This window comes from Acinetobacter ihumii (assembly GCF_900625095.1).
GTDB classification, from domain to species: Bacteria; Pseudomonadota; Gammaproteobacteria; order Pseudomonadales; family Moraxellaceae; genus Acinetobacter; species Acinetobacter ihumii.
This window is the reverse complement of record NZ_LR130760.1, coordinates 374825-394982: the sequence shown is the minus strand read 5'-3', so window position 1 is coordinate 394982 and position 20158 is coordinate 374825. Positions and strand designations below refer to the sequence as shown.

Here is a 20158-nt window from a genome sequence, read left to right as displayed (position 1 = left end):
TTAAAAAACCAAGCGCTCATGAGCGACCCTCATGAGCAGTTTATAAAGGAAAAACTCATGGCTAAGGCTAAGTTTGAACGTAATAAACCACACGTAAACGTGGGCACAATTGGTCACGTTGACCATGGTAAAACAACTCTTACTGCTGCTATCGCAACAATCTGTGCGAAAACTTACGGCGGTGAAGCGAAAGATTACTCACAAATCGACTCAGCTCCTGAAGAAAAAGCACGTGGTATTACCATTAATACTTCACACGTAGAATACGATTCTCCAATTCGTCACTACGCACACGTAGATTGCCCGGGTCACGCCGATTATGTTAAAAACATGATTACTGGTGCTGCTCAGATGGACGGCGCGATCCTTGTATGTGCTGCGACTGATGGTCCAATGCCACAAACTCGTGAACACATCCTTCTTTCACGTCAGGTTGGTGTACCTTACATCATCGTATTCTTAAACAAATGCGACCTAGTTGACGACGAAGAGCTTCTTGAGCTTGTTGAAATGGAAGTTCGTGAACTTCTATCTACTTATGACTTCCCAGGCGACGACACTCCAGTGATCCGTGGTTCTGCGCTTAAAGCGTTGGAAGGCGATGCTGGCGAATACGGCGAGAAATCAGTTCTTGATCTAGTTGCTGCACTTGACTCTTATATCCCAGAGCCAGAGCGTGCAATTGACAAAGCATTCTTGATGCCAATCGAAGACGTATTCTCAATTTCTGGTCGTGGTACAGTAGTAACTGGCCGTGTAGAATCAGGTATTGTGAAAGTTGGTGAATCAGTTGAAATCGTGGGTATCCGTGATACACAAACTACGACAGTAACTGGCGTTGAAATGTTCCGTAAATTGCTTGACGAAGGTCGTGCGGGCGAGAACTGTGGTGTTCTTCTTCGTGGTACAAAGCGTGAAGACGTACAACGTGGTCAAGTATTGACTAAACCAGGTGCGATCAAGCCACACACTAAATTTGACGCAGAAGTATACGTACTTTCTAAAGAAGAAGGTGGTCGTCATACTCCATTCCTAAATGGTTACCGTCCACAATTCTATTTCCGTACAACTGACGTAACTGGTGCGATCCAGTTGAAAGAAGGCGTAGAAATGGTAATGCCAGGTGACAATGTAGAAATGTCAGTAGAATTGATCCACCCAATCGCAATGGACCCAGGTCTACGTTTTGCGATCCGTGAAGGTGGTCGTACTGTAGGTGCTGGTGTTGTTGCGAAAGTAACTGCATAATCACTTTATAGTGAAAAAACGCTCCGAATGGGGCGTTTTTTTATGCCATGAGAAATGTCGGTTTGTTTAACAATGCGCAACAAACTGTCCTTAACTGATAGTTCAGTGTCCTAAACTGCACTTAAGCCTATACAACAATTCAGTATGATAACAATCAACAAGACAAACAAAAAAAGATGTGGCAATAGCTTTGCTGTTATTGCTGATCAGGAGTAATGGGCATGAATGCTAAGGTAAATATTTCTAACCGTTCGGGCGCAAGTTTTCCAGTCCGTCGCATGAATTTTGATTTTGACCAAGTTCCTGAATATTGGGTAAATGGTTCAGCTGGGCTTACACATTTTATGACAGCACTGTCAGCATTATTTCCAGATGGTGAGAAACTCTTTATCGATTCGGTTCGTGCGGTTCGTTATCACCCAGCCATTAAAAATGACGAAGCATTGCAAAAAGAAATTAGTGCTTTTATTGGTCAGGAAGCTATGCATACTCAGGAGCATGTCGGTTTTAATGCTTCTGCTCAAAAATATGGGCATGATGTTGCTCGATTAGAAAAGCAAACCAATCTGGTGATTCAGACAGGTCGTAAAATTTTTGCCAAATTTGTTAGACCGTTTGGGATGACACAGGAAATGGTGGATTTGACTGCAACCACTGCGCTTGAACATTTCACTGCAACCATTGCCTCTGAATTATTACGTAATCCACATATTCAGGAACTTATGACTGATGAAACGATGAAATATATGTGGTTATGGCATGCGATTGAGGAAAATGAACATAAAGCAGTCGCCTATGACGTGTATGAAGGCATTTTTGGGCGAGGTGTAAAAGCCTATGCGCTTCGTAATACTGCTTTAGTGGTGGCAATGGTGTTAATTTTTCTGACGCAGTCATCGTTTGTACTACGTTTATTGCGAGAAGACAATAAATTAAATTTCAAAGAATTAGCCATGATTTATAAATATGCCTATAGTCCATCGAAAGGAATTATTACAGGCATGAGCAAGGAAATGCTGGTTTATTTTAAACCAGGTTTTCATCCGAATGATTTGGATACGGTGGCGTTACTGAAATCATGGAAAGCCAAACTGGGATTATAAAGATTTTGGACTTTTGACACTTTACTCCAAGGGCAATCAATTTGCCCTTTTTTTGTAGTGAAAGATTCTATATATTGAGTTTCGTCAAAATATTTTTTAAATTAATGAGATGCAAACTCTAATTCGTTTGATGCAGCAACAAGATATACTTGCCGTGACCCAGATTGAACGACAAGTACAAAGCCATCCATGGTCAGAGCAACAGTTTCGTGAATCTGTAGAGTCGTATCAATGCACAGTGATGCAGTATAAGGATGAGGTGATTGGTTTTTGTATTTTGCAGCCTGTGCTGGATGAAGCGAATTTATTATTGATGGCGATTCAGCCAAAATTTCAGGGGCAGGGACTTGGCTATCGTTTATTGGATCAATCGATACAATTGCTGAGCAATCATCCTGTGCAGATTTTTCTGGAAGTGCGTGAAAGCAATGTTAGTGCTATTAAGCTCTATGAAAAAACAGGTTTTCATCAGATTGATTTACGTCGTCATTATTATCCTCAACCCGACGGATCACGTGAACATGCCGTGATTATGGTCAAAAGCTGTAGCGATGATTTTGCTGCACTATTTAAATAAGTTTCTTTTCATGATTATGATTTAAACCGTCAAACGATTATCGGATATCTTTGATTTGATGAACGATTATTCAACAATCAGGTTATTCCATTCAGAAGGTAACGTGGTCATCAATGAATGACCTAAACGCAGTATTTCTTCTTGAGTTAAGCGACGATTGAGTCGACGCCATTGTCCATCGAGCAGCAGTTCAAGCGGAATGTATTGTGACTTGTAATTCATTTTTGCAGAATGTGGTACCCAATAACCCAGATATAAATAATCGAGTTGCAATTGTTGAACATATTCCAGCTGTTTTAAAATGGCAAAAACGCCTAATGAACGACGACTCTCATTCGGATCGAAAAAAGTATAAACTGCGGACAAACCATCATCCATCTTATCGCAAGTTGATACGCTAATGAGCTGATCTTCTTTCCAAAGTTCTAAAAAGAAGCTGTCGGTACAACTATGTACCAAAAATTTTTCAAATTGATCCAGACTCGGTGGATACATATCGCCATCGGCGTGGCGTTCGGAAATATAGCGTTCATAGAGGTTGTAGTGTAACTGAGTAGCGTATTGAGTCGGGGTAATTCGAACCTGTAAGTCCTGATTACGTTTCCATGCTTTTTTCTGCATATGATTCATTTGAAAATCTTTTGCAGGCACACGGCAGGACAAGCATTGACGACATAAATGGCATTCTGGACGATAAACAAAGTCACCGCTTCGACGAAATCCTACACGTGATAATTCAGACAAGGTTACGACATCAATCCGGTGAATCGGATCTAAAAACACCATTCGTGCAGATTTATTTTCCAGATAACTACAATCATGTGGAGGGGTAATATAATACTGTAAATCATTCAATAGGGACTTGGGATGATATGATTTCATGAATGCGTCCCTCGTTATTGTCATTTGATGAGTTTTGCAGATTCTGCAATTGTTTTACTTGAAAATACACGTTCTTGATAGCTTTTCCAATTGATAGGGGGCTGAATAATTACATCTTGTAACGATTTTAAATAACTTTGGCGAGAAAGTGTACAGGCTCCTAAGCTCAGTAAATGGTCATTGACCAATTGACAGTCGACCCACGGCAATTGATTTTCCTGACCCAATAGCATTAAGCTATAAAAAGCCATTTTTGAGGCATCAGTGCGTGTGCTAAACATGGATTCTCCAAAACAGCCACGTCCAATACAGACGCCATATAAACCACCAATAAGTTCCTGACCATCCCAAACTTCAATACTATAGGCATAGCCTTCACGAAATAGCTCGACATAACCCTGTACAATATCCTCTGAAATCCATGTCTCGTTGGTGTAATTACGCGGTAGGGCACAAGAACGCATCACACGTTCAAAAGCCTGATTAATGGTGATGCGATAGTTATATTTTTTCATGCTTCGCAGCAAAGTTTTGCTGGGTTTGTATTGTGCTGGGTAAATCACACAACGGGGTTCTGGGCACCACCAGCAAATAGGGTCACCTTCATTGAACCACGGAAATAAACCATGTGTATATGCTTCATAAAGCGTAGATGGCTCCAGATCTGCACCAATACAAATTAAGCCCTGACCTTCAGGGTCGGATTCAATTGGATCTGGAAAAACGTACATTGAAGGAAGCAGCATGCGTATATAAAAAATAAAAACGGATCGACTTTATTTTAGCCGATCCAGTGTGATAAATCAGATAAATTAAGCAAATAGCTGGAGTTGTCTGGCAATAGTTAATTTATCTGCTGCCAGAAAATCGCGGGCTTTTTGTTCAATAATTGCAAGACTTTGCGCAGCATCTGTGACGGTATTTTTATTGGCATCCAAAACATACCAGTTTAATCGATTGAGAACAGTCTGGACATAATGAGCAAATTCAGAAGCCGTATTTAAACCATCTATAAAATGAGCACGATAGAACAATTGATGGAAATGTTCTGTTGGAATACCAATACCTGTCAGTGGACTGATTAAAGCCTGATAATGTTGATGAAAGCTGGCTTGCTCCAGTAAATAATGATTCAGTTGCTGGCACTGTTGAATCACTTTTTCGCTTGGTGCGATATTTTGGCAGGGCTGAGCGAAGCCTAAATGGCACAGAATGACTAATGCATTTAAGATTTGGGCATAATTCAGTTCGGGTAACGCCTGTTCTAATTCTTGAATGGTTTGTGGACGATATTGAGCATTGACAAAGTGTTGGCTAATGGGTTGATAAATGTCTGCAATCAAATTAAATGTACCTAAATAACCAGTAATATCTTTAGGTAAAAATTCAGGTGAACTGAGCAGAACAAAAGCGGTATTTCTAAGTCGTTCTTGTGTTTGTAGCGCTGTCAGGGCATTTTTTCCGCGAATAAATAAATCACGGCGGAACTGGGTGCTGGCAAAATAATCGCGGCATTGTTCCTTGAAAATAGGATGCTCAATTGCATTCATAAAGGCTTGATGTTCTTCTGAAAAATTGATGTTATCCAGATGCGTATTTAAATCACTCGAACCTGCGTAAGTGAGTTTAATTTCTTCAAGTAAGCGCACGATTTGCTGAAAGGAAAAACATTGCCAATCCTGATTTAAGTATTCATGAATCAGATAATTGGGATTTTGCTCTTTTAGTTCGTTCACTTTGGCTAAAGCATGTGGATGGCGTTTAACGAACATCGGATCTTGAGACAATAACGATTCACTAAAATCGAGTGCATCTTTGACTTTTTGAAGGGGGTTGGTACTTTTGCTGTTAAATTTAAAATGGCTATGAAATAACTCGCGGATCGGCATGTTGGCGGCCCAACCTGTGACACAGTTATAGCTGATATAGACAATACCATTTGGTTTTAGATATTTTCGAATAAATTTGAGAATAATCAGCTGATTTTCATAGCTGATCCAGCTCCAGATCCCATGTAAGCTGATCGAATCAAACATCGGTAAGTCAGGTTTATTCAGTAATTCTTCAAAGCTATCATCATAAAAATAATGTTCAGTTTGACTGTGTTCTGCCATTTGATTGGCATGTGCAGCATGCGCAGGATTGAAATCTGTCCCAAAAAAAGTACCTTCATTTGAGGCTGCATGAATATTAATACTGACCCCTTGACCAAAACCCAATTCACAATGTTGATGGGTTTCACTGGAACTTGGACAGTCAACGCCATTTAATAATAGACAAAAACGCTGATAGTTGGGGCTGAGGTCACGGTAATAGCCATAGGTATAATTCACTTCAGTTTGGTAGCCATTGGTCCAGTTTATAGTCATAGCTCATCCTAGTAATTTCAAATATTCTTATAAAAAATAGCAAGCTATGATAGTTATAACGTGTCTTCAAATAAAAAAACCACCTTTATTGGTGGTTTTTTGTAGTCATTTAAGGTTTAAACGCTATCCAGATAAAAATCGGCATCCAGCGCAGCCATACAGCCCGAACCTGCTGAAGTAATGGCTTGGCGGTAAATATTATCGGCGACATCACCTGCTGCAAAAACCCCTGCGACAGAAGTTGCCGTTGCATTGCCCTTAGTTCCACTTTGAACCTGAATATAGCCATCACGTAGCTCAAGTTGTCCTTCAAACATCCCCGTATTGGGCTTATGACCGATGGCAACAAACAGCCCTTGTACATCGATGGTTTGAGTTGAATCATCTTGAGTAGATTTAAGGCGTACAGAGGTAACACCTGTATTGTCACCTAATACTTCATCGACCTGATGATTCCAGACAATACTGATTTTTCCTTCTTTTTCTTTGGCAAAAAGATGGTCTTGTAGAATTTTTTCAGATCGCAAACTGTCACGACGGTGTACCAGTGTCACATGAGAAGCGATATTTGAAAGATAAAGTGCCTCTTCGACCGCAGTATTACCACCACCGACGACCATGACTTTTTGGTTTTTATAGAAAAAACCGTCACAAGTGGCACAGGCACTTACACCCTGACCCATAAATGCAGCTTCAGATTCAAGTCCCAAATATTGTGCAGTTGCACCTGTCGCCACAATTAAAGCATCACAGGTATATTCGCCCATATCGCCTTTTAATACAAACGGACGGGTCTGCAAATCAACTTCATTGATGTGATCATATAAAATTTCAGTTCCGAAACGCTCAGCATGCGCCTGCATACGCTCCATCAGGGCAGGCCCTGTTAAACCTTCAGGATCGCCAGGCCAGTTATCAACTTCGGTGGTCGTGGTCAGTTGACCACCTAATTGTAAGCCTGCAATCAAAACAGGTTTTAAATTTGCACGTGCGGCATAGACGGCCGCACTATAACCTGCTGGGCCAGAACCTAAAATAATTAACCGCGAGTGTCGAGCGCTCATCTAAGCTTCCTTATTTATACTAAAATTGAGAAAATTATACGTGAAAGTCGATCAGAAAGGGGCTGATTCGATGTCGATAATATTGATCATCTAAATCGAATTGAGCTATATAGAAAATACAAATAGCATGTCATGGATAGACAATTTCCAAAAATCCTTTAATGTGGAATCATCACGTGTCAACCGACCCTGATCATTAGCTTAACAACAAGCGTAAATAATCATGCATCTTTTTTGTAAGAACAGGTGCATAATATAAGGTTTAATCGTGGTCACTTTCGAGTACTGCGACATAACAAGATCAATCTATAACTGGGTTACAGGACAGTATATGACTGCGGTGTCAAGTGTTTATGCACAGCGCTTATTAATTACATTATTTTTGGTTTCTTTTGGGATCTATATGTTCTTGGCAACAGTAACATATACACCCTTTGACCCCGGCTGGATGCATATTTCAAGTGATACTCAACAAGTGTCTAATGCAAGTGGCGTAGCAGGGGCGTGGATTGCCGATTTACTTTTTGGTTTTTTGGGCTGGGCTTGTTTGCTCATTCCATTATTTTTGTTTATTGAAGCGATTCAGGTCTGGTGGCCTCGAAGCTTTTTAAATCGTCCATTTCGTTATGCTGCACAGTTTTTTATTATTCTGGCAAGTTCTAGTCTGTTGTATCTGCACTGGAATTTACCTGCGGATACGCTGGACAATGCCTCTGGCGGAATCATTGGTTATGAAATTGGGCAAAGTCTGAGTCAGCTCCTGACTATTTATGGTGCGACCCTATTCTTATTGTTGCTTTGGGGTGTGCTGATTACGCTGGCATTTGGTATCCAGTGGAACAAAACATGGGCGACCTTAAAGGCAACACCTGCATATTTACAGGATTTATTTTATAAAAATGTTTCTCCAAATGAATCCGATTTTGATTTAACAGATCAACCTAAAAAAGTGGTAGCTTCAAATACACCACTTAAACGACAGGTTGTATCTGAGCAACAACAAGTACTGGCTTCTGACATTCAACCTCAAGCAGATATTGCCACACCGACACTGCACGGCAATGGTTATATGAGCGATGCGGCGGCAGAACGTCTATTTAATGATATGGTGGCTAAAGAGCAACATGCGCAGTCGTTGCCTATTGATGAGATTGACACAGAAGAGTTTGAAAAAACTATTGAAAAAGCACATCAATTAGAAAAAGACAGTCAGCGTCTGGTGGCGACAGGTGAAGTTTGGCGTGCACTGCAATCTGATGATTTAAGTCATAAACAGGAAATTGATGCCTTGCTGCGTGCGGCGGACGAAGAACAAGCCGCACAACGTTCGCCCTATGATCATTTGCAACAAGTAACACAAACTGAAGCTGAAACCACAGATTATTCTCAAAGCGTACAAAATAAATCATCGCTGGATTGGAATGATGATGAGATCTTTGATGAATTACTTGCTGCTGTGCCAGATCGTCAAGAAACCCATATTCATACGCCATTTGTCGATCGGGATAGTGAAAACACACGTGCACATGTCCAGTACGATACTGAAGGATTAATTGAGCAAGTTGAGCAAACTATTCAACAATCTTCACTAACGCCGCAGTCTCCTAAAAATATGCAGCATGCTGCTGAAGAGCTGGATGATTTAACAGATTTACTGGTTGATGATGAGCAAGCTAAACAGCCACAGACCAGCAGCTACGCACAATCAACACCGTTTGTGAAAGCTGCGATTCAAACTGACTTACAACACAAGTTGTCTAAAGAAGAATTTATTGAGGCTTGGCAGGAAACCGCAGGTAAACCTGATGATGAGCTCGATGAATTTGACTTTGATGCACCATTAACAGATATTTCAGGTCGACCGATGTCACGTGCTATGCAAGTGGCACAAAAACGTCGTGATTTGCCGACCTTACCGGGTTTTGAGTTGCTCGATAAAGTGGATCCAAATAAAAAAGTCAACTTTACCGCAGAGCAATTGGAACGTTTGTCGGAATTACTGGAAATTAAGCTTCAGGAATTTAATGTCAAAGCCAAAGTGATCGAAGCGCAACCTGGACCTGTAGTGACCCGTTTTGAGCTGGATTTGGCACCCGGTGTTAAAGCTTCTAAAGTCACCAATATTTCACGAGATTTAGCACGTTCGATGTCAATGGCATCGGTTCGTGTAGTGGAGGTGATTCCGGGGAAACCTTATATCGGGATTGAAGTTCCGAACAGTACTCGTGAAATGGTACGTCTGATTGAGCTGCTAGAAACGCCTTCTTTTAAAGATCCTGAGGGTTTACTCTCCATGGCCATGGGGAAAGACATTTCAGGTAATCCTGTCATTACTGATTTGGGTAAAGCACCCCACATGTTGGTCGCAGGAACCACAGGTTCTGGTAAATCTGTGGCGGTAAACTCGATGATTTTATCGATGTTATTAAAATATACGCCAGATCAGTTACGTCTGATTTTGATCGATCCTAAACAGCTAGAACTTGCCAACTACAACGATATTCCGCATTTGCTGACGCCTGTTGTGACTGACATGAAAGATGCGGTCAGTGCTTTAAACTGGTGTGTCAATGAAATGGAGCGTCGCTATAAACTGATGTCGTTCTTAAAAATTCGTAAACTTGCGGATTACAATCGTAAGGTTGAAGAAGCGATTGCGAATGGTGAAGACTTAATTGACCCGACGTGGAAGCCAAGTGATTCGGCAACGCAGGAGCGTGCACCACGTTTACAACCCTTACCTTCTATTGTCATTGTGGCAGATGAATTTGCCGATATGATTATGCAGGTCGGTAAAAAAGCCGAAGAAATGATTACCCGTTTGGCACAAAAATCACGTGCTGCGGGCATTCATCTATTGCTTGCCACACAGCGGCCTTCGGTTGACGTGATTACAGGGTTGATCAAAGCCAATATTCCGACACGTGTGGCCTTACGTGTGAACTCAAAAATTGACTCACGTACTATTTTAGATGCGGGTGGGGCAGAAGACTTATTGGGTCATGGTGATATGCTATTTCTTGGGCCGGGTAAAATTGAGCCTGAGCGTGTACATGGCGCATTTATCAGTGATGATGAAGTTAACCGAATCTGTGATGCATGGCGTGAGCGTGGTGATCCAGACTATGTTGATGAAATCCTGACGCCTTATGATGAAGAACCTACTTCACGTGGTTTTGAAGACAGCGGAGAAGGTGGTTCAGATCGTGACATGTTATATGACCAATGTGTCGCCTTTGTTTTGGAAACCCGTAAAGCGTCGACTTCTTCGTTGCAGCGCAAATTTAGTTTGGGTTATAACCGTGCTGCAAGAATCATTGATCAGATGGAAGAAAACGGAATAGTGAGCGCGATGGGTGCAAACGGTAAACGTGAAATTTTAGTTTAGTATTTGTTTAAAAACACCATAGTCTTCACTATGGTGTTTTTTTGATTGGAATTTAACGGATTAATTTTAAGTGATGATCAGTCAGAATCCGTATCCATCACTTGTTTAAATTGTGGATTGGGAATCAGAACAATTTTGTCATCCACACGATTCGTCACTTTAAGATCCTTATTTGGATAATCTAATTGAGATAAGAAATGGCGAATACAATTTAAACGTGCACGTTTTTTATCATCAGATTTAATAATCGTCCACGGCGCGTCGCCTGTATGTGTGTGGAAAAACATTTGATTCTTGGCTTCAGTATAATCATCCCAGCGATCAAGAGACTGAATATCAATCGGTGAGAGCTTCCAATGCTTTAAAGGATCATCACGGCGCGAGATAAAGCGACGTAATTGTTCTTCACGACTGACCGAAAACCAAAATTTAAATAAATGAATACCACTATTCACCAACATACGTTCAAGCTCAGGTGTCTGGCGCATAAACTGCAAATATTCTTGTGGCTCACAAAAGCCCATGACCCGTTCCACACCTGCACGGTTGTACCATGACCGATCAAAAAATACCATTTCACCTTTAGTGGGTAAACGCTCAATATAGCGCTGGAAATACCATTGACCACTTTCCTGAGGGTTTGGTTTTTCAAGAGCGACTACACGCGCGCCACGTGGATTTAAATGCTCCATAAAACGTTTAATCGTGCCGCCTTTACCTGCTGCATCACGCCCTTCAAATAAACACACAATACGTTGTCCCGTATCCTTCACCCAAGATTGAACTTTGAGTAATTCAATTTGAAGGAGTTTCTTTTCGGCTTCATACGTCTTGCGTGACATACGTGTACGATAAGGATAACTTTCCGGTAAAGCGGCGGAGCTAGATTCTTCTGCTGTCACCAATCCTTTATATTCAAGCACCGATTTTTTAAAGACAGGCAAGTTCTTGAGTTGCTCTTGATCAATCACTTCAATGTCTTCATTAGGATTAGGTTGGTGATCTTTATCCATTTTTTTCTCGCTATAACAATGAACTGAAACAAAAAAATATTAACGCTAAAATCAATGATCTGACTTTTTATCAGACATCATTAATTTATCTAATTTAACAATATCATTGAGTCAATCAAAAAATAATAAACTTTTATTAGCTGTTCAGACATAAAAATGGCTGGGGAATTATGCAAAAAAATGTTAAATTTAAACTCTAGATGCGCTTTATTTGGGGGATGAATGTTTATTGCCTTGATCACACTGATGTTCATTCAGTTTTGCGCTCTGATTACCCCAGGTCCAGATTTTTTTCTAGTTTCTCAAACGGCAATTAGCCGTTCGCGTCGTGAGGCCGTATTTGTCGTTCTAGGAATTACAGTCGGGGTCATGTTTTGGGCAATCTTAGCCTTGATGGGCTTAAATATCATTTTTGAAAAAATGGCATGGTTAAAGCAGATTCTACTGGTGATTGGTGGGATTTATTTGTGTTGGCTCGGCTTTCAAATGCTACGTTCTGCTTTTTCCAAACAGAAAGTTCAAAATACTAATACGCCAATTGATTTACCTAAAACTGAGACCAAGTTTTTCCTAAAAGGCTTGTTGACCAATTTATCCAATCCTAAAGCCGTGATTTATTTTGGTAGTGTATTTTCTTTGTTCTTGGCAAATCCTGCATTAGATCATGTGCATTCATTGCTGTTTATTATTATTGCGGTAGAAACTCTGGTCTGGTTTTTATTTGTGGTATTTGTATTTTCTTTACCAAGTTTTAAATCTGCTTATCAAAATGTTGCAAAATGGATCGATGGTGTTTCTGGTGGTATCTTTACGGCGTTTGGCATTTATTTGATTAGCCATCGCTAAAATAAGGATAAATAAAAAAACCTGCATCAGCAGGTTTTTTATTAGATTTATTTCATTAGTCCTTTTTACTACTTCTTTTTTGGAAAAAAAGAGCATCTAAACTGCAATGAAAGAAATCTATTATTAATTTGAATTAGGCAAATTTTGCCAAAACTTCTAAGAATGGTTCACGCTGACGCGGAAATTCAGCAATCACATCATGAATACGTTGGCCTTGAGGATTAGTGGCATTGACATCACGACCACCTGCAACAAATTGAGTCAATAAACGTTCATAATCGTTTGGACGCATGTGTTTGAAGGCATGGTATAACACGTGAAAGTCAGCGTTTACACCTTCGGGTGGAAGTTGATTAAGATAGGCAAAAACACGCTCGTCTGACCATTCTTCATTGAAAGTTGCTGGCTGTGATAATGCCATTACACGTTCCTCAGTCTTAAAATAATTAAGGGCAAAATGTTTTGACTCGAAGCATAGCTTCGCGCCTTGCGAGCCTCACATTTTGCCCTTATTTGCCGAAAAGCGCTAATAAGAATTTTATAATTTAAATATCAATAAAACCGCTTATCGCTCTTCGGGTAAGTTGATATTCATTTCCAGCATTTCAATATTGGCCTCAGAACGTACCTGCATCTGAATATGGCCTTCATCGACACCGCGTACATAACGATTTACAACTTGCATGATTTCCTTTTTCATCTGGTCAATTTTATCTTGACTCAAACGACGACCTAACCCCTGCTCGGAAGCGACAATGACTTTTAAACGATCTTTGGCTGTTTGTGCACTTGATGGTTTGTCCTCACCGCTAAAAATTTTACTCCAAAATCCCGCCATACTTATGCTCCAAATAACCGCGCCAACCAGCTCTTCGGCTGTACTGTAATGTAACGATATGGACGTTCTTCTCCTAGAAAACGTGCCACCAGATCATCGTAAGCCTGACCTGATTTAGAGTCGCTATACAAAATCACAGGCTTACCTTCATTTGAAGCTTGTAAAACGATTGGACATTCTGGAATTACGCCTAAAGTTGGAATTCGTAAAATGTCTTTGGATATATCGTCAATCGTCAACATTTCCTGACGATCGGCACGTTCTGGATTAAAACGGGTAATACATAAGTGTTTACGTATCCGTCCTTCGTTTTGTTCTACTTTCTTGGTTTTACTATCGAGCATTCCAATAATACGATCTGAATCACGAACAGATGAAATCTCAGGATTGGTGACAATAATAGCCTCATCTGCATGATACATCGCTAAAATCGCGCCGCGTTCAATTCCAGCAGGTGAGTCACAAATAATGTAATCAAATTCCTGTGATAATTCATCAATAACACGCGCAACACCTTCGTCACTTAAAGCGTCTTTATCACGTGTTTGTGAAGCAGGCAGAATATACAAATTTTCAATATCTTTATCGCGAATAAGGGCCTGTTGTAAACGGGCTTCATTGTTAATGACATTGACAAAGTCATATACCACGCGACGTTCACATCCCATGATCAAATCGAGGTTACGTAAGCCCACGTCAAAATCAATCACAACAGTTTTATGACCACGTTGGGCTAAACCTGTTGCAAAAGATGCACTCGTTGTAGTTTTACCTACACCACCTTTGCCTGATGTTACGACAACAATTTTGGCCACCGAATCCACTCCTGTTATGGTCATAGCCCTTTAGAAAAGGGCTTTTATTGGTGTTTAATTTATACCTTAAAATTCCAGAGCCTGAAATACAAGTTCTTGCTTGTCATTTAAATAAATATGTACCGCTTTTTTGAGCACATCTTTGGGAATATCATCCGCTACACAGTAAGTTCCTGCAATAGAGACCAATTCAGCTTCTAATGAATGACAAAAAATACGTGCTGCGGAATTTCCACCTGCACCTGCGATGACTCTACCACGAACATTGCCATAAATATGAATATTTCCCGATGCAATGACTTCGGAGCCGCTATTCATACTGGCATTTAAAATAATGTCACCATGATCCTGTACCAGACTTTGTCCTGTTCGCAAAATTTCATCATGGTAAGAGGTCTTGTGCGCAATCGCTGTTTTCGTTGGTGTGCTTTTTGTTTCAGAGTTTGAAGAGACAGTTTTGTTGTCTTCAATTACCGCCACTGCAACTTCTTCGCGTGAAGGCTTAATCCGTTGTAAAGGTTGATCAGCAGGCAGTACAGGAAACTGAATTGCACGGGCTTCATCGCCCAAAATTCCATCAATCACTGCCATCGGTTGTAAACCCAGACCAATTAAAAGCTGAATCAGGGCAATCAGTTCTTGCTCAACTGTACTATCAATAATGACCAAAGTGCCTTGATATGCACTTTCATTGAGGGTGTTAGATAATTGCTGGCGGATGGCATCATGATCATTTGTATCAAAGGTTAACCGGGTAAAGTTAACCATTCTGCCTGCAATCCGTATATCAGCCATAATTATTCCTTAAGCACTTCTGGCGAGCTGGTACGCCGAAGACATGTTGTAAATAGTCCAAATCCTAGAACAAATTCACTGATTTCTCTAGGCATTGACTTAAAAAAAATGACAGACTGTTTAATCTTTAACTGTCTCACGTTGTTTTAAAATTTGCTGCCATTGTTTCACTTTAACTTGTTGACGAATAGCTTCCAGACTTTCAAACACAACTGACTCGACCAATTGTTCCAAGTGTTTATTATCAATGTTAATTTCACTCATACGCTGTGCAATCAGTTCATAGTTTGGGTTGAGGTTGTGACTTGAGCCATGAGCGAAAGACTCGACCAGCCCATGTGTAATATTTTCCCCTAGACGTTGGCCAATACTTTGAATTTGTTGTTCGATACGTCCACCTACAATCGGAATGAGTCGCAGTAATTGAGTGAGTTCAGGGGTATCTTCAATAGCCTGATTCACAATTTGCCCTACACCTTTGGAAATCGAATTTTGTTGTGATCTGAGTTCTGTTGCTAGAGTTTCCTGTAAAACCTCTGCTACTGTCATCGCAAATAATTGTCGATGATGATCGACCAGATCATGAATAATGCGTTTATGCGTAGAGCTGGTTTCCAGTTCACGCTTAATGCCATGAATGACAGTTAAAACAACGCGATCTGACAGTTCTTCCATGACCACATGATAATAAAAAGTCCCTTGTTTTAACCAGCTTTCAGGAATGATTTGATAACCCATTTCGTATAGCCGATACGCAATAATACCGGCACGGAACAAACGCAAAAAACGTAAATGCGGAATAATGGCTAAAATTTCGTACCAGTGGATAAATGGAAAAAAGAACCAGCGGGAGTGATGTTTATTGATGATTGCAATAGCCCAGCGTACCAGCAACTCTATAATTAAAAAGCCAATAAACCAAGCCTCCGTGGTGATTACCCACGGATGTAAATGTGTCCGATAAAAATCCAGTACTTGTGGCAAATGAATATGATCGAAAAACCATGTGCCGATACTGCTCATTAAAAAGAAATTGGTACACAGGCAAAACAAATTAAAAATAATGATAAACACCATAAAGATGTCGTACACCAGAAAAATCTTGAAGGATAAACTGGTGGGATCCACTTGATGATATTTGGACTTTTCTTTCGTTTTGTTTTGCATGGTACGAATATCTTTTGCCTAATCTTTATGGCGATGTGGTTGAGGTGCTGACATACTGAGCTTTCATTTGATCAATCAATTGATCTTTCTCAATCCAGAGTTTGTCAACCCATTCCTGAAAGCGTTTACGATAATCTTCATCTTCTTCGTAGTTTCCACCAAGCACCCAATCTGGAATCTCGATTTTACGCAAATTTACTGCAATTCGAGAGACATCACCTAACCAGAAATCACTGTATTCAGGTGCACCGTCAGGGTAGACAATGGTCATATCGACCAGAGCATCAATTTGATTGCCTAAAATATTCAGAGCCAGTGCCAGACCACCAGCTTTAGGTTTAAGCAAGTTCTTATAAGGCGAGTTTTGTTGATCATGTTTGGCTTGGGTGAAACGGGTGCCTTCCAGATAATTCAATAAGGTAAACGGTTGCGATAAAAGCTGCTCACAGGATTTACGTGCTTCGAGCATATCGCGGGTCTTGAGTTCTGGATTTTTGGCAATTTGCTCTTTGCTATGTCGCTTCATCATCGGAAAGCCTAAAATTTTAAAGGCTTGCCCGACAAATGGGATAAAAATTAGCTCCCATTTGGTAAAAAAGCGTGTTAATGGCATGCGACTGACACCAAAATATTGATTGACGGTCGTATCCACCCAGCTTTGGTGATTACACATCATCAAATAACGACCTTGCATACTCAGTTCAAGCTGCGGATCAATACTGATATCCCATTTTAAATGCGGCAAAACATGGTCAATCAGCCAATTATTGACACCTAACCAGCTATTGGTAATCTGAATATTGGTTTGATCGACTTTAGATGACTGTTTAAATAATTTAGTTAAACCGAGTGCCAATACTGGAGGACCATGTAAAAAGGTACTTCCTGTAATGACACTACCAACCGTGACACCTTTGCTAATTTTTTTCAGTATCGACTGATGATTATTTTGCTTAGACATAGAATGAATCCTGAGGGGAGAAAAGAACATAAAGGCTATTTTCTCATCGCATCCCGTTATTGAAAATCCTGAGCACAATATAGACTGTGCTTAATGAATTAAAAAGTCATAGTATGAAACAATGGATAAAATGTAGTAAAGAATGAAAGTAAAAGCATCTAAAATATTACAAAATGTAAAAAAACGGCGTATTATTAACAAAAAATCAATGGTCTAAGTCATTTTTTTCTTTCATCATTTTCCTAGACAACAAAGACACAACAGGAGGCATGCGATGCGTGCACTATTAATTACGACAGTGGTTGGGGCAGCAGTAGCACTTTCAGGTTGCCAATCGACAGGGCAAAACCTTGGCGGGGTTGAATACGATAAAGCAGCGTTAGGTACATTGATTGGTGCCGCAGCAGGTTATGGTGTTTCTAAATCAAACGCCAACTCTAGTCGTCAAAACAACCGTGCAGCAGCGATTGGTGCAGTACTTGGTGGTTCAGGTGGTTTGTACCTTGACCAAAAAGAGAAAAAATTACGTCAACAAATGGCGGGTACTGGTGTAGAAGTCAACCGTAATCCAGATGGTTCAGTGGGTCTGGTGATGCCAGGTAACATTACCTTTGATACCAACAAATCAAACATCAAACCAAACTTCTATTCGACTTTGAACAAAGTAGCGCAAACGCTTGCTGAAGATAACAAGAGTGCGATTTTGGTGACAGGTTATACCGACAGTACAGGTAATGACTCAATCAACATTCCACTTTCTCAAGCTCGTGCGCAATCTGTTGCAAACTATTTGAGCGGTCAAGGTGTTTCATCTGCACGTATTAATGCGCAAGGTTACGGTTCGGCTAATCCAATTGCATCAAATGCAACTGCTGAAGGTAAAGAACAAAACCGTCGTGTTGAAATTAGCATCTATGAGCGTCAATCTTAGTCGTTCAGTTTTTAGAAACCACCTTCGGGTGGTTTTTTTATGGGTAAAATCCATCCTAATCGATTAGTCATCTGCTAATTAGATGTCTATAATCATGCTCGAATTGAAAAGAGGTTAGCCTATGTCAGCAGCAAGTCATTTGAATGACAAGCAACTTGAAGCCATGAAATATACTCAAGGACCCTTGTTAGTACTTGCAGGGGCTGGTTCAGGTAAAACCTCGGTGATTACCCAGAAAATTGCTTATCTGGTAAAAAATTGTCGTATTCCTGCGCATCGTATTACCGCAATGACCTTTACCAATAAGGCTGCGCGTGAAATGAAAGAGCGTGTAGGAAAACTCCTTTCACGTGAAGAAGGCAAAGGGCTTTCGGTTTCCACTTTTCATACCTTTGGTCTGAACTTATTGCGTTTGGAACTGAAACATACCCCACTAAAAAATAATTTTTCGATTTTGGATGCAGATGACTGTAAACGCATCCTGATGGATTTAATGCAGCGTGATAATCTTTCGGGTGCTGAAAGCAAAGAACTGATTGCCAAAGCCATGAAAAAAATCTCAGACTGGAAAAATGATCTGATTGTACCTGAGCAAGCGCATTCCACTTGTGAAACGGTCGAGGATGTTCAATTTGCCCATCTGTATCAACTTTATGAACGGAATTTACGTGCCTATAACGCCGTTGATTTTGATGATTTGATTGTGCTGCCGACACGACTTCTACAGGAAAATGCTGAAGTTCGTGATAAATGGCAAAATCGTACACGCTATCTGTTGGTCGATGAGTATCAGGATACCAACACCGCCCAATATATTTTGGTGAAACTATTGGTCGGGGTGATGGGACAGTTCACTGCGGTAGGTGATGATGACCAATCCATTTACGCTTGGCGTGGTGCAAAACCTGAAAATATGGCATTGCTTAAAGAAGATTTTCCAAATTTAAAAGTGATTAAGCTAGAACAAAACTATCGTTCAACCAGCCGTATTTTAAAAGCTGCCAATGCCGTGATTGAAAATAATCCGCACATTTTTGATAAAAAATTGTGGAGTGATAAAGGGCATGGTGAAGTCATTCGGATTATTACATGTCGTAATGATGATGACGAAGCAGAACGTGTGGTCAAGGATATGATGACCCACAAACTCATGAATGGTAAAAATTGGAAAGATTATGCGGTGTTGTATCGCGGTAACTTTCAGGCACGTGTGTTAGAAACCCAACTGCGCCAAATGCAGATTCCGTACAAGCTTTCAGGTGGACAGTCTTTCTTTGCCCGTGCTGAAATCAAAGACGTCATGAGTTATTTGCGTCTGATTATTAATCCAGAAGATGACAGTGCATTTCTACGCATTATCAATACGCCGAAACGTGCGATTGGGCCAGTAACTTTAGAAAAGTTAGGTTTATTTTCTCAGGAAAATCATTTGTCATTACTCGGCGCGGCATCCGATCAGCGTTTAAGCATGGTAATACCGAAAAAAGCAGCAACACAATTACATGAGTTTGCCGATTTTATTAGTAATTTTACGCGTGAGTTGATGGATGATGATGAACCTGTGCCCAAGGTTCGCCAGATGATGAATGAAGCAGGTTATATCGATTATATTCGGGAAACTGCGGCGACTCCTGCGCAGGAAAAAACCAAGCTGGATAATATCGAAAGCTTATTTAGCAGCATTCAAAGTTTGCTCAATCGTACCGAAGATGTTGATGAGAAGAATATTGAAAGTGTGATTCGCAAGTTGGTTTTGCTCGATATGTTGGAGCAACAGCAGGAAGAAGAAGACACCGATAAGGTCAATCTTCTAACCTTGCATGCCGCTAAAGGTCTTGAATTTCCTTATGTTTATATTATGGGATTGGAAGAAGAATTATTGCCTCATAAAAATTCGATTGCGGCTGAAACCATTGAAGAAGAGCGCCGTTTAATGTATGTGGGAATCACCCGTGCGCGTCAGGGCTTAACTTTAACGCTCGCTGAACAACGTAAAAATGGCGGGCAAATGAAACAGATGACGCCAAGTCGCTTTTTGGATGAGTTGCCACAGGATGAGCTGGAATGGCTCGGACGCAAGAAAAAGTTGGCAGGCAATGTAGATCCGAAAGAACAGGCACAACAATATCTGGCGAATTTAAAAGCATTATTGAAAAAATAA

18 protein-coding genes are annotated in these 20158 nt (G+C 40.5%); 7 read left to right on the top strand and 11 right to left on the bottom strand.

Features of this window, described 5'->3' with window-relative positions; genetic code table 11:
- Positions 1-57: 57 nt before the first annotated feature.
- From tuf to rimI, 3 genes are all read left to right on the top strand, one after another.
- Positions 58-1248: an elongation factor Tu gene (gene tuf / locus E0D95_RS01775; protein ID WP_004991043.1), complete on the top strand. Its 1191-nt coding sequence runs from the start codon at positions 58-60 to the stop codon at positions 1246-1248.
- A 221-nt stretch (positions 1249-1469) separates the two neighbouring features.
- Positions 1470-2351: a metal-dependent hydrolase gene (locus E0D95_RS01770; RefSeq protein ID WP_130802264.1), complete on the top strand. Its 882-nt coding sequence runs from the start codon at positions 1470-1472 to the stop codon at positions 2349-2351.
- Between the two features lie 109 nt (positions 2352-2460).
- The gene (rimI, locus tag E0D95_RS01765; RefSeq protein ID WP_130802263.1) at positions 2461-2928 is read left to right on the top strand and encodes a ribosomal protein S18-alanine N-acetyltransferase; all 468 of its coding nucleotides are present in this window, start codon (positions 2461-2463) and stop codon (positions 2926-2928) included.
- A gap of 66 nt (positions 2929-2994) precedes the next feature.
- Here rimI and E0D95_RS01760 read toward each other — a convergent pair whose 3' ends face one another.
- The 4 genes from E0D95_RS01760 to trxB form a co-directional block, all read right to left on the bottom strand.
- Positions 2995-3810, bottom strand: a complete 816-nt coding sequence (locus E0D95_RS01760; RefSeq protein WP_130802262.1) for an arginyltransferase — start codon at positions 3808-3810, stop codon at positions 2995-2997.
- A gap of 20 nt (positions 3811-3830) precedes the next feature.
- Positions 3831-4556 (bottom strand): leucyl/phenylalanyl-tRNA--protein transferase, encoded by a 726-nt coding sequence (aat, locus tag E0D95_RS01755; protein ID WP_130802261.1) that lies wholly within the window; start codon positions 4554-4556, stop codon positions 3831-3833.
- Between the two features lie 66 nt (positions 4557-4622).
- Entirely contained in the window at positions 4623-6179 is a 1557-nt protein-coding gene (locus tag E0D95_RS01750; RefSeq protein ID WP_130802260.1) for a methyltransferase regulatory domain-containing protein, read from the bottom strand.
- A gap of 116 nt (positions 6180-6295) precedes the next feature.
- Positions 6296-7243 (bottom strand): thioredoxin-disulfide reductase, encoded by a 948-nt coding sequence (gene trxB / locus E0D95_RS01745; RefSeq protein WP_130802259.1) that lies wholly within the window; start codon positions 7241-7243, stop codon positions 6296-6298.
- 331 nt (positions 7244-7574) lie between these two features.
- Between trxB and E0D95_RS01740 the strand changes: the two genes are divergently transcribed.
- Entirely contained in the window at positions 7575-10631 is a 3057-nt protein-coding gene (locus tag E0D95_RS01740; RefSeq protein ID WP_130802258.1) for a DNA translocase FtsK, read from the top strand.
- Between the two features lie 77 nt (positions 10632-10708).
- On the opposite strand, the gene ppk2 is transcribed toward E0D95_RS01740, so the two are convergent.
- A complete protein-coding gene (ppk2, locus tag E0D95_RS01735; protein ID WP_004991028.1) occupies positions 10709-11644 on the bottom strand; it encodes a polyphosphate kinase 2 in 936 nt (311 codons plus the stop codon).
- 222 nt (positions 11645-11866) lie between these two features.
- On the opposite strand from ppk2, the gene rhtC reads away from it, so the two are divergent.
- Positions 11867-12490: a threonine export protein RhtC gene (gene rhtC / locus E0D95_RS01730; RefSeq protein ID WP_004991026.1), complete on the top strand. Its 624-nt coding sequence runs from the start codon at positions 11867-11869 to the stop codon at positions 12488-12490.
- A gap of 133 nt (positions 12491-12623) precedes the next feature.
- Here the strand turns inward: rhtC and E0D95_RS01725 are convergent, their stop codons facing one another.
- From E0D95_RS01725 to E0D95_RS01700, 6 genes are all read right to left on the bottom strand, one after another.
- Complete coding sequence (locus E0D95_RS01725; RefSeq protein ID WP_004991023.1) at positions 12624-12911, bottom strand: PA4642 family protein; 288 nt, start codon at positions 12909-12911, stop codon at positions 12624-12626.
- A 144-nt stretch (positions 12912-13055) separates the two neighbouring features.
- Positions 13056-13328, bottom strand: coding sequence for a cell division topological specificity factor MinE (gene minE / locus E0D95_RS01720; RefSeq protein WP_004991022.1), 273 nt, complete (start codon positions 13326-13328; stop codon positions 13056-13058).
- A 2-nt stretch (positions 13329-13330) separates the two neighbouring features.
- Positions 13331-14143, bottom strand: a complete 813-nt coding sequence (gene minD, locus E0D95_RS01715; RefSeq protein ID WP_004991021.1) for a septum site-determining protein MinD — start codon at positions 14141-14143, stop codon at positions 13331-13333.
- Between the two features lie 66 nt (positions 14144-14209).
- Positions 14210-14938, bottom strand: coding sequence for a septum site-determining protein MinC (minC, locus tag E0D95_RS01710; protein ID WP_130802257.1), 729 nt, complete (start codon positions 14936-14938; stop codon positions 14210-14212).
- Between the two features lie 120 nt (positions 14939-15058).
- A complete protein-coding gene (locus E0D95_RS01705) occupies positions 15059-16105 on the bottom strand; it encodes a preprotein translocase subunit SecA (RefSeq protein ID WP_130802256.1) in 1047 nt (348 codons plus the stop codon).
- Positions 16106-16130: 25 nt separating this feature from the next.
- Positions 16131-17066, bottom strand: coding sequence for a 1-acylglycerol-3-phosphate O-acyltransferase, YihG family (locus tag E0D95_RS01700; protein ID WP_130802255.1), 936 nt, complete (start codon positions 17064-17066; stop codon positions 16131-16133).
- Between the two features lie 274 nt (positions 17067-17340).
- Between E0D95_RS01700 and E0D95_RS01695 the strand changes: the two genes are divergently transcribed.
- On the top strand, positions 17341-17997 hold the full coding sequence (locus tag E0D95_RS01695) for a YiaD family glycine zipper/OmpA-like lipoprotein (RefSeq protein ID WP_130802254.1): 657 nt from the start codon (positions 17341-17343) through the stop codon (positions 17995-17997).
- 121 nt (positions 17998-18118) lie between these two features.
- Positions 18119-20158, top strand: coding sequence for a UvrD-helicase domain-containing protein (locus E0D95_RS01690; RefSeq protein ID WP_130802253.1), 2040 nt, complete (start codon positions 18119-18121; stop codon positions 20156-20158).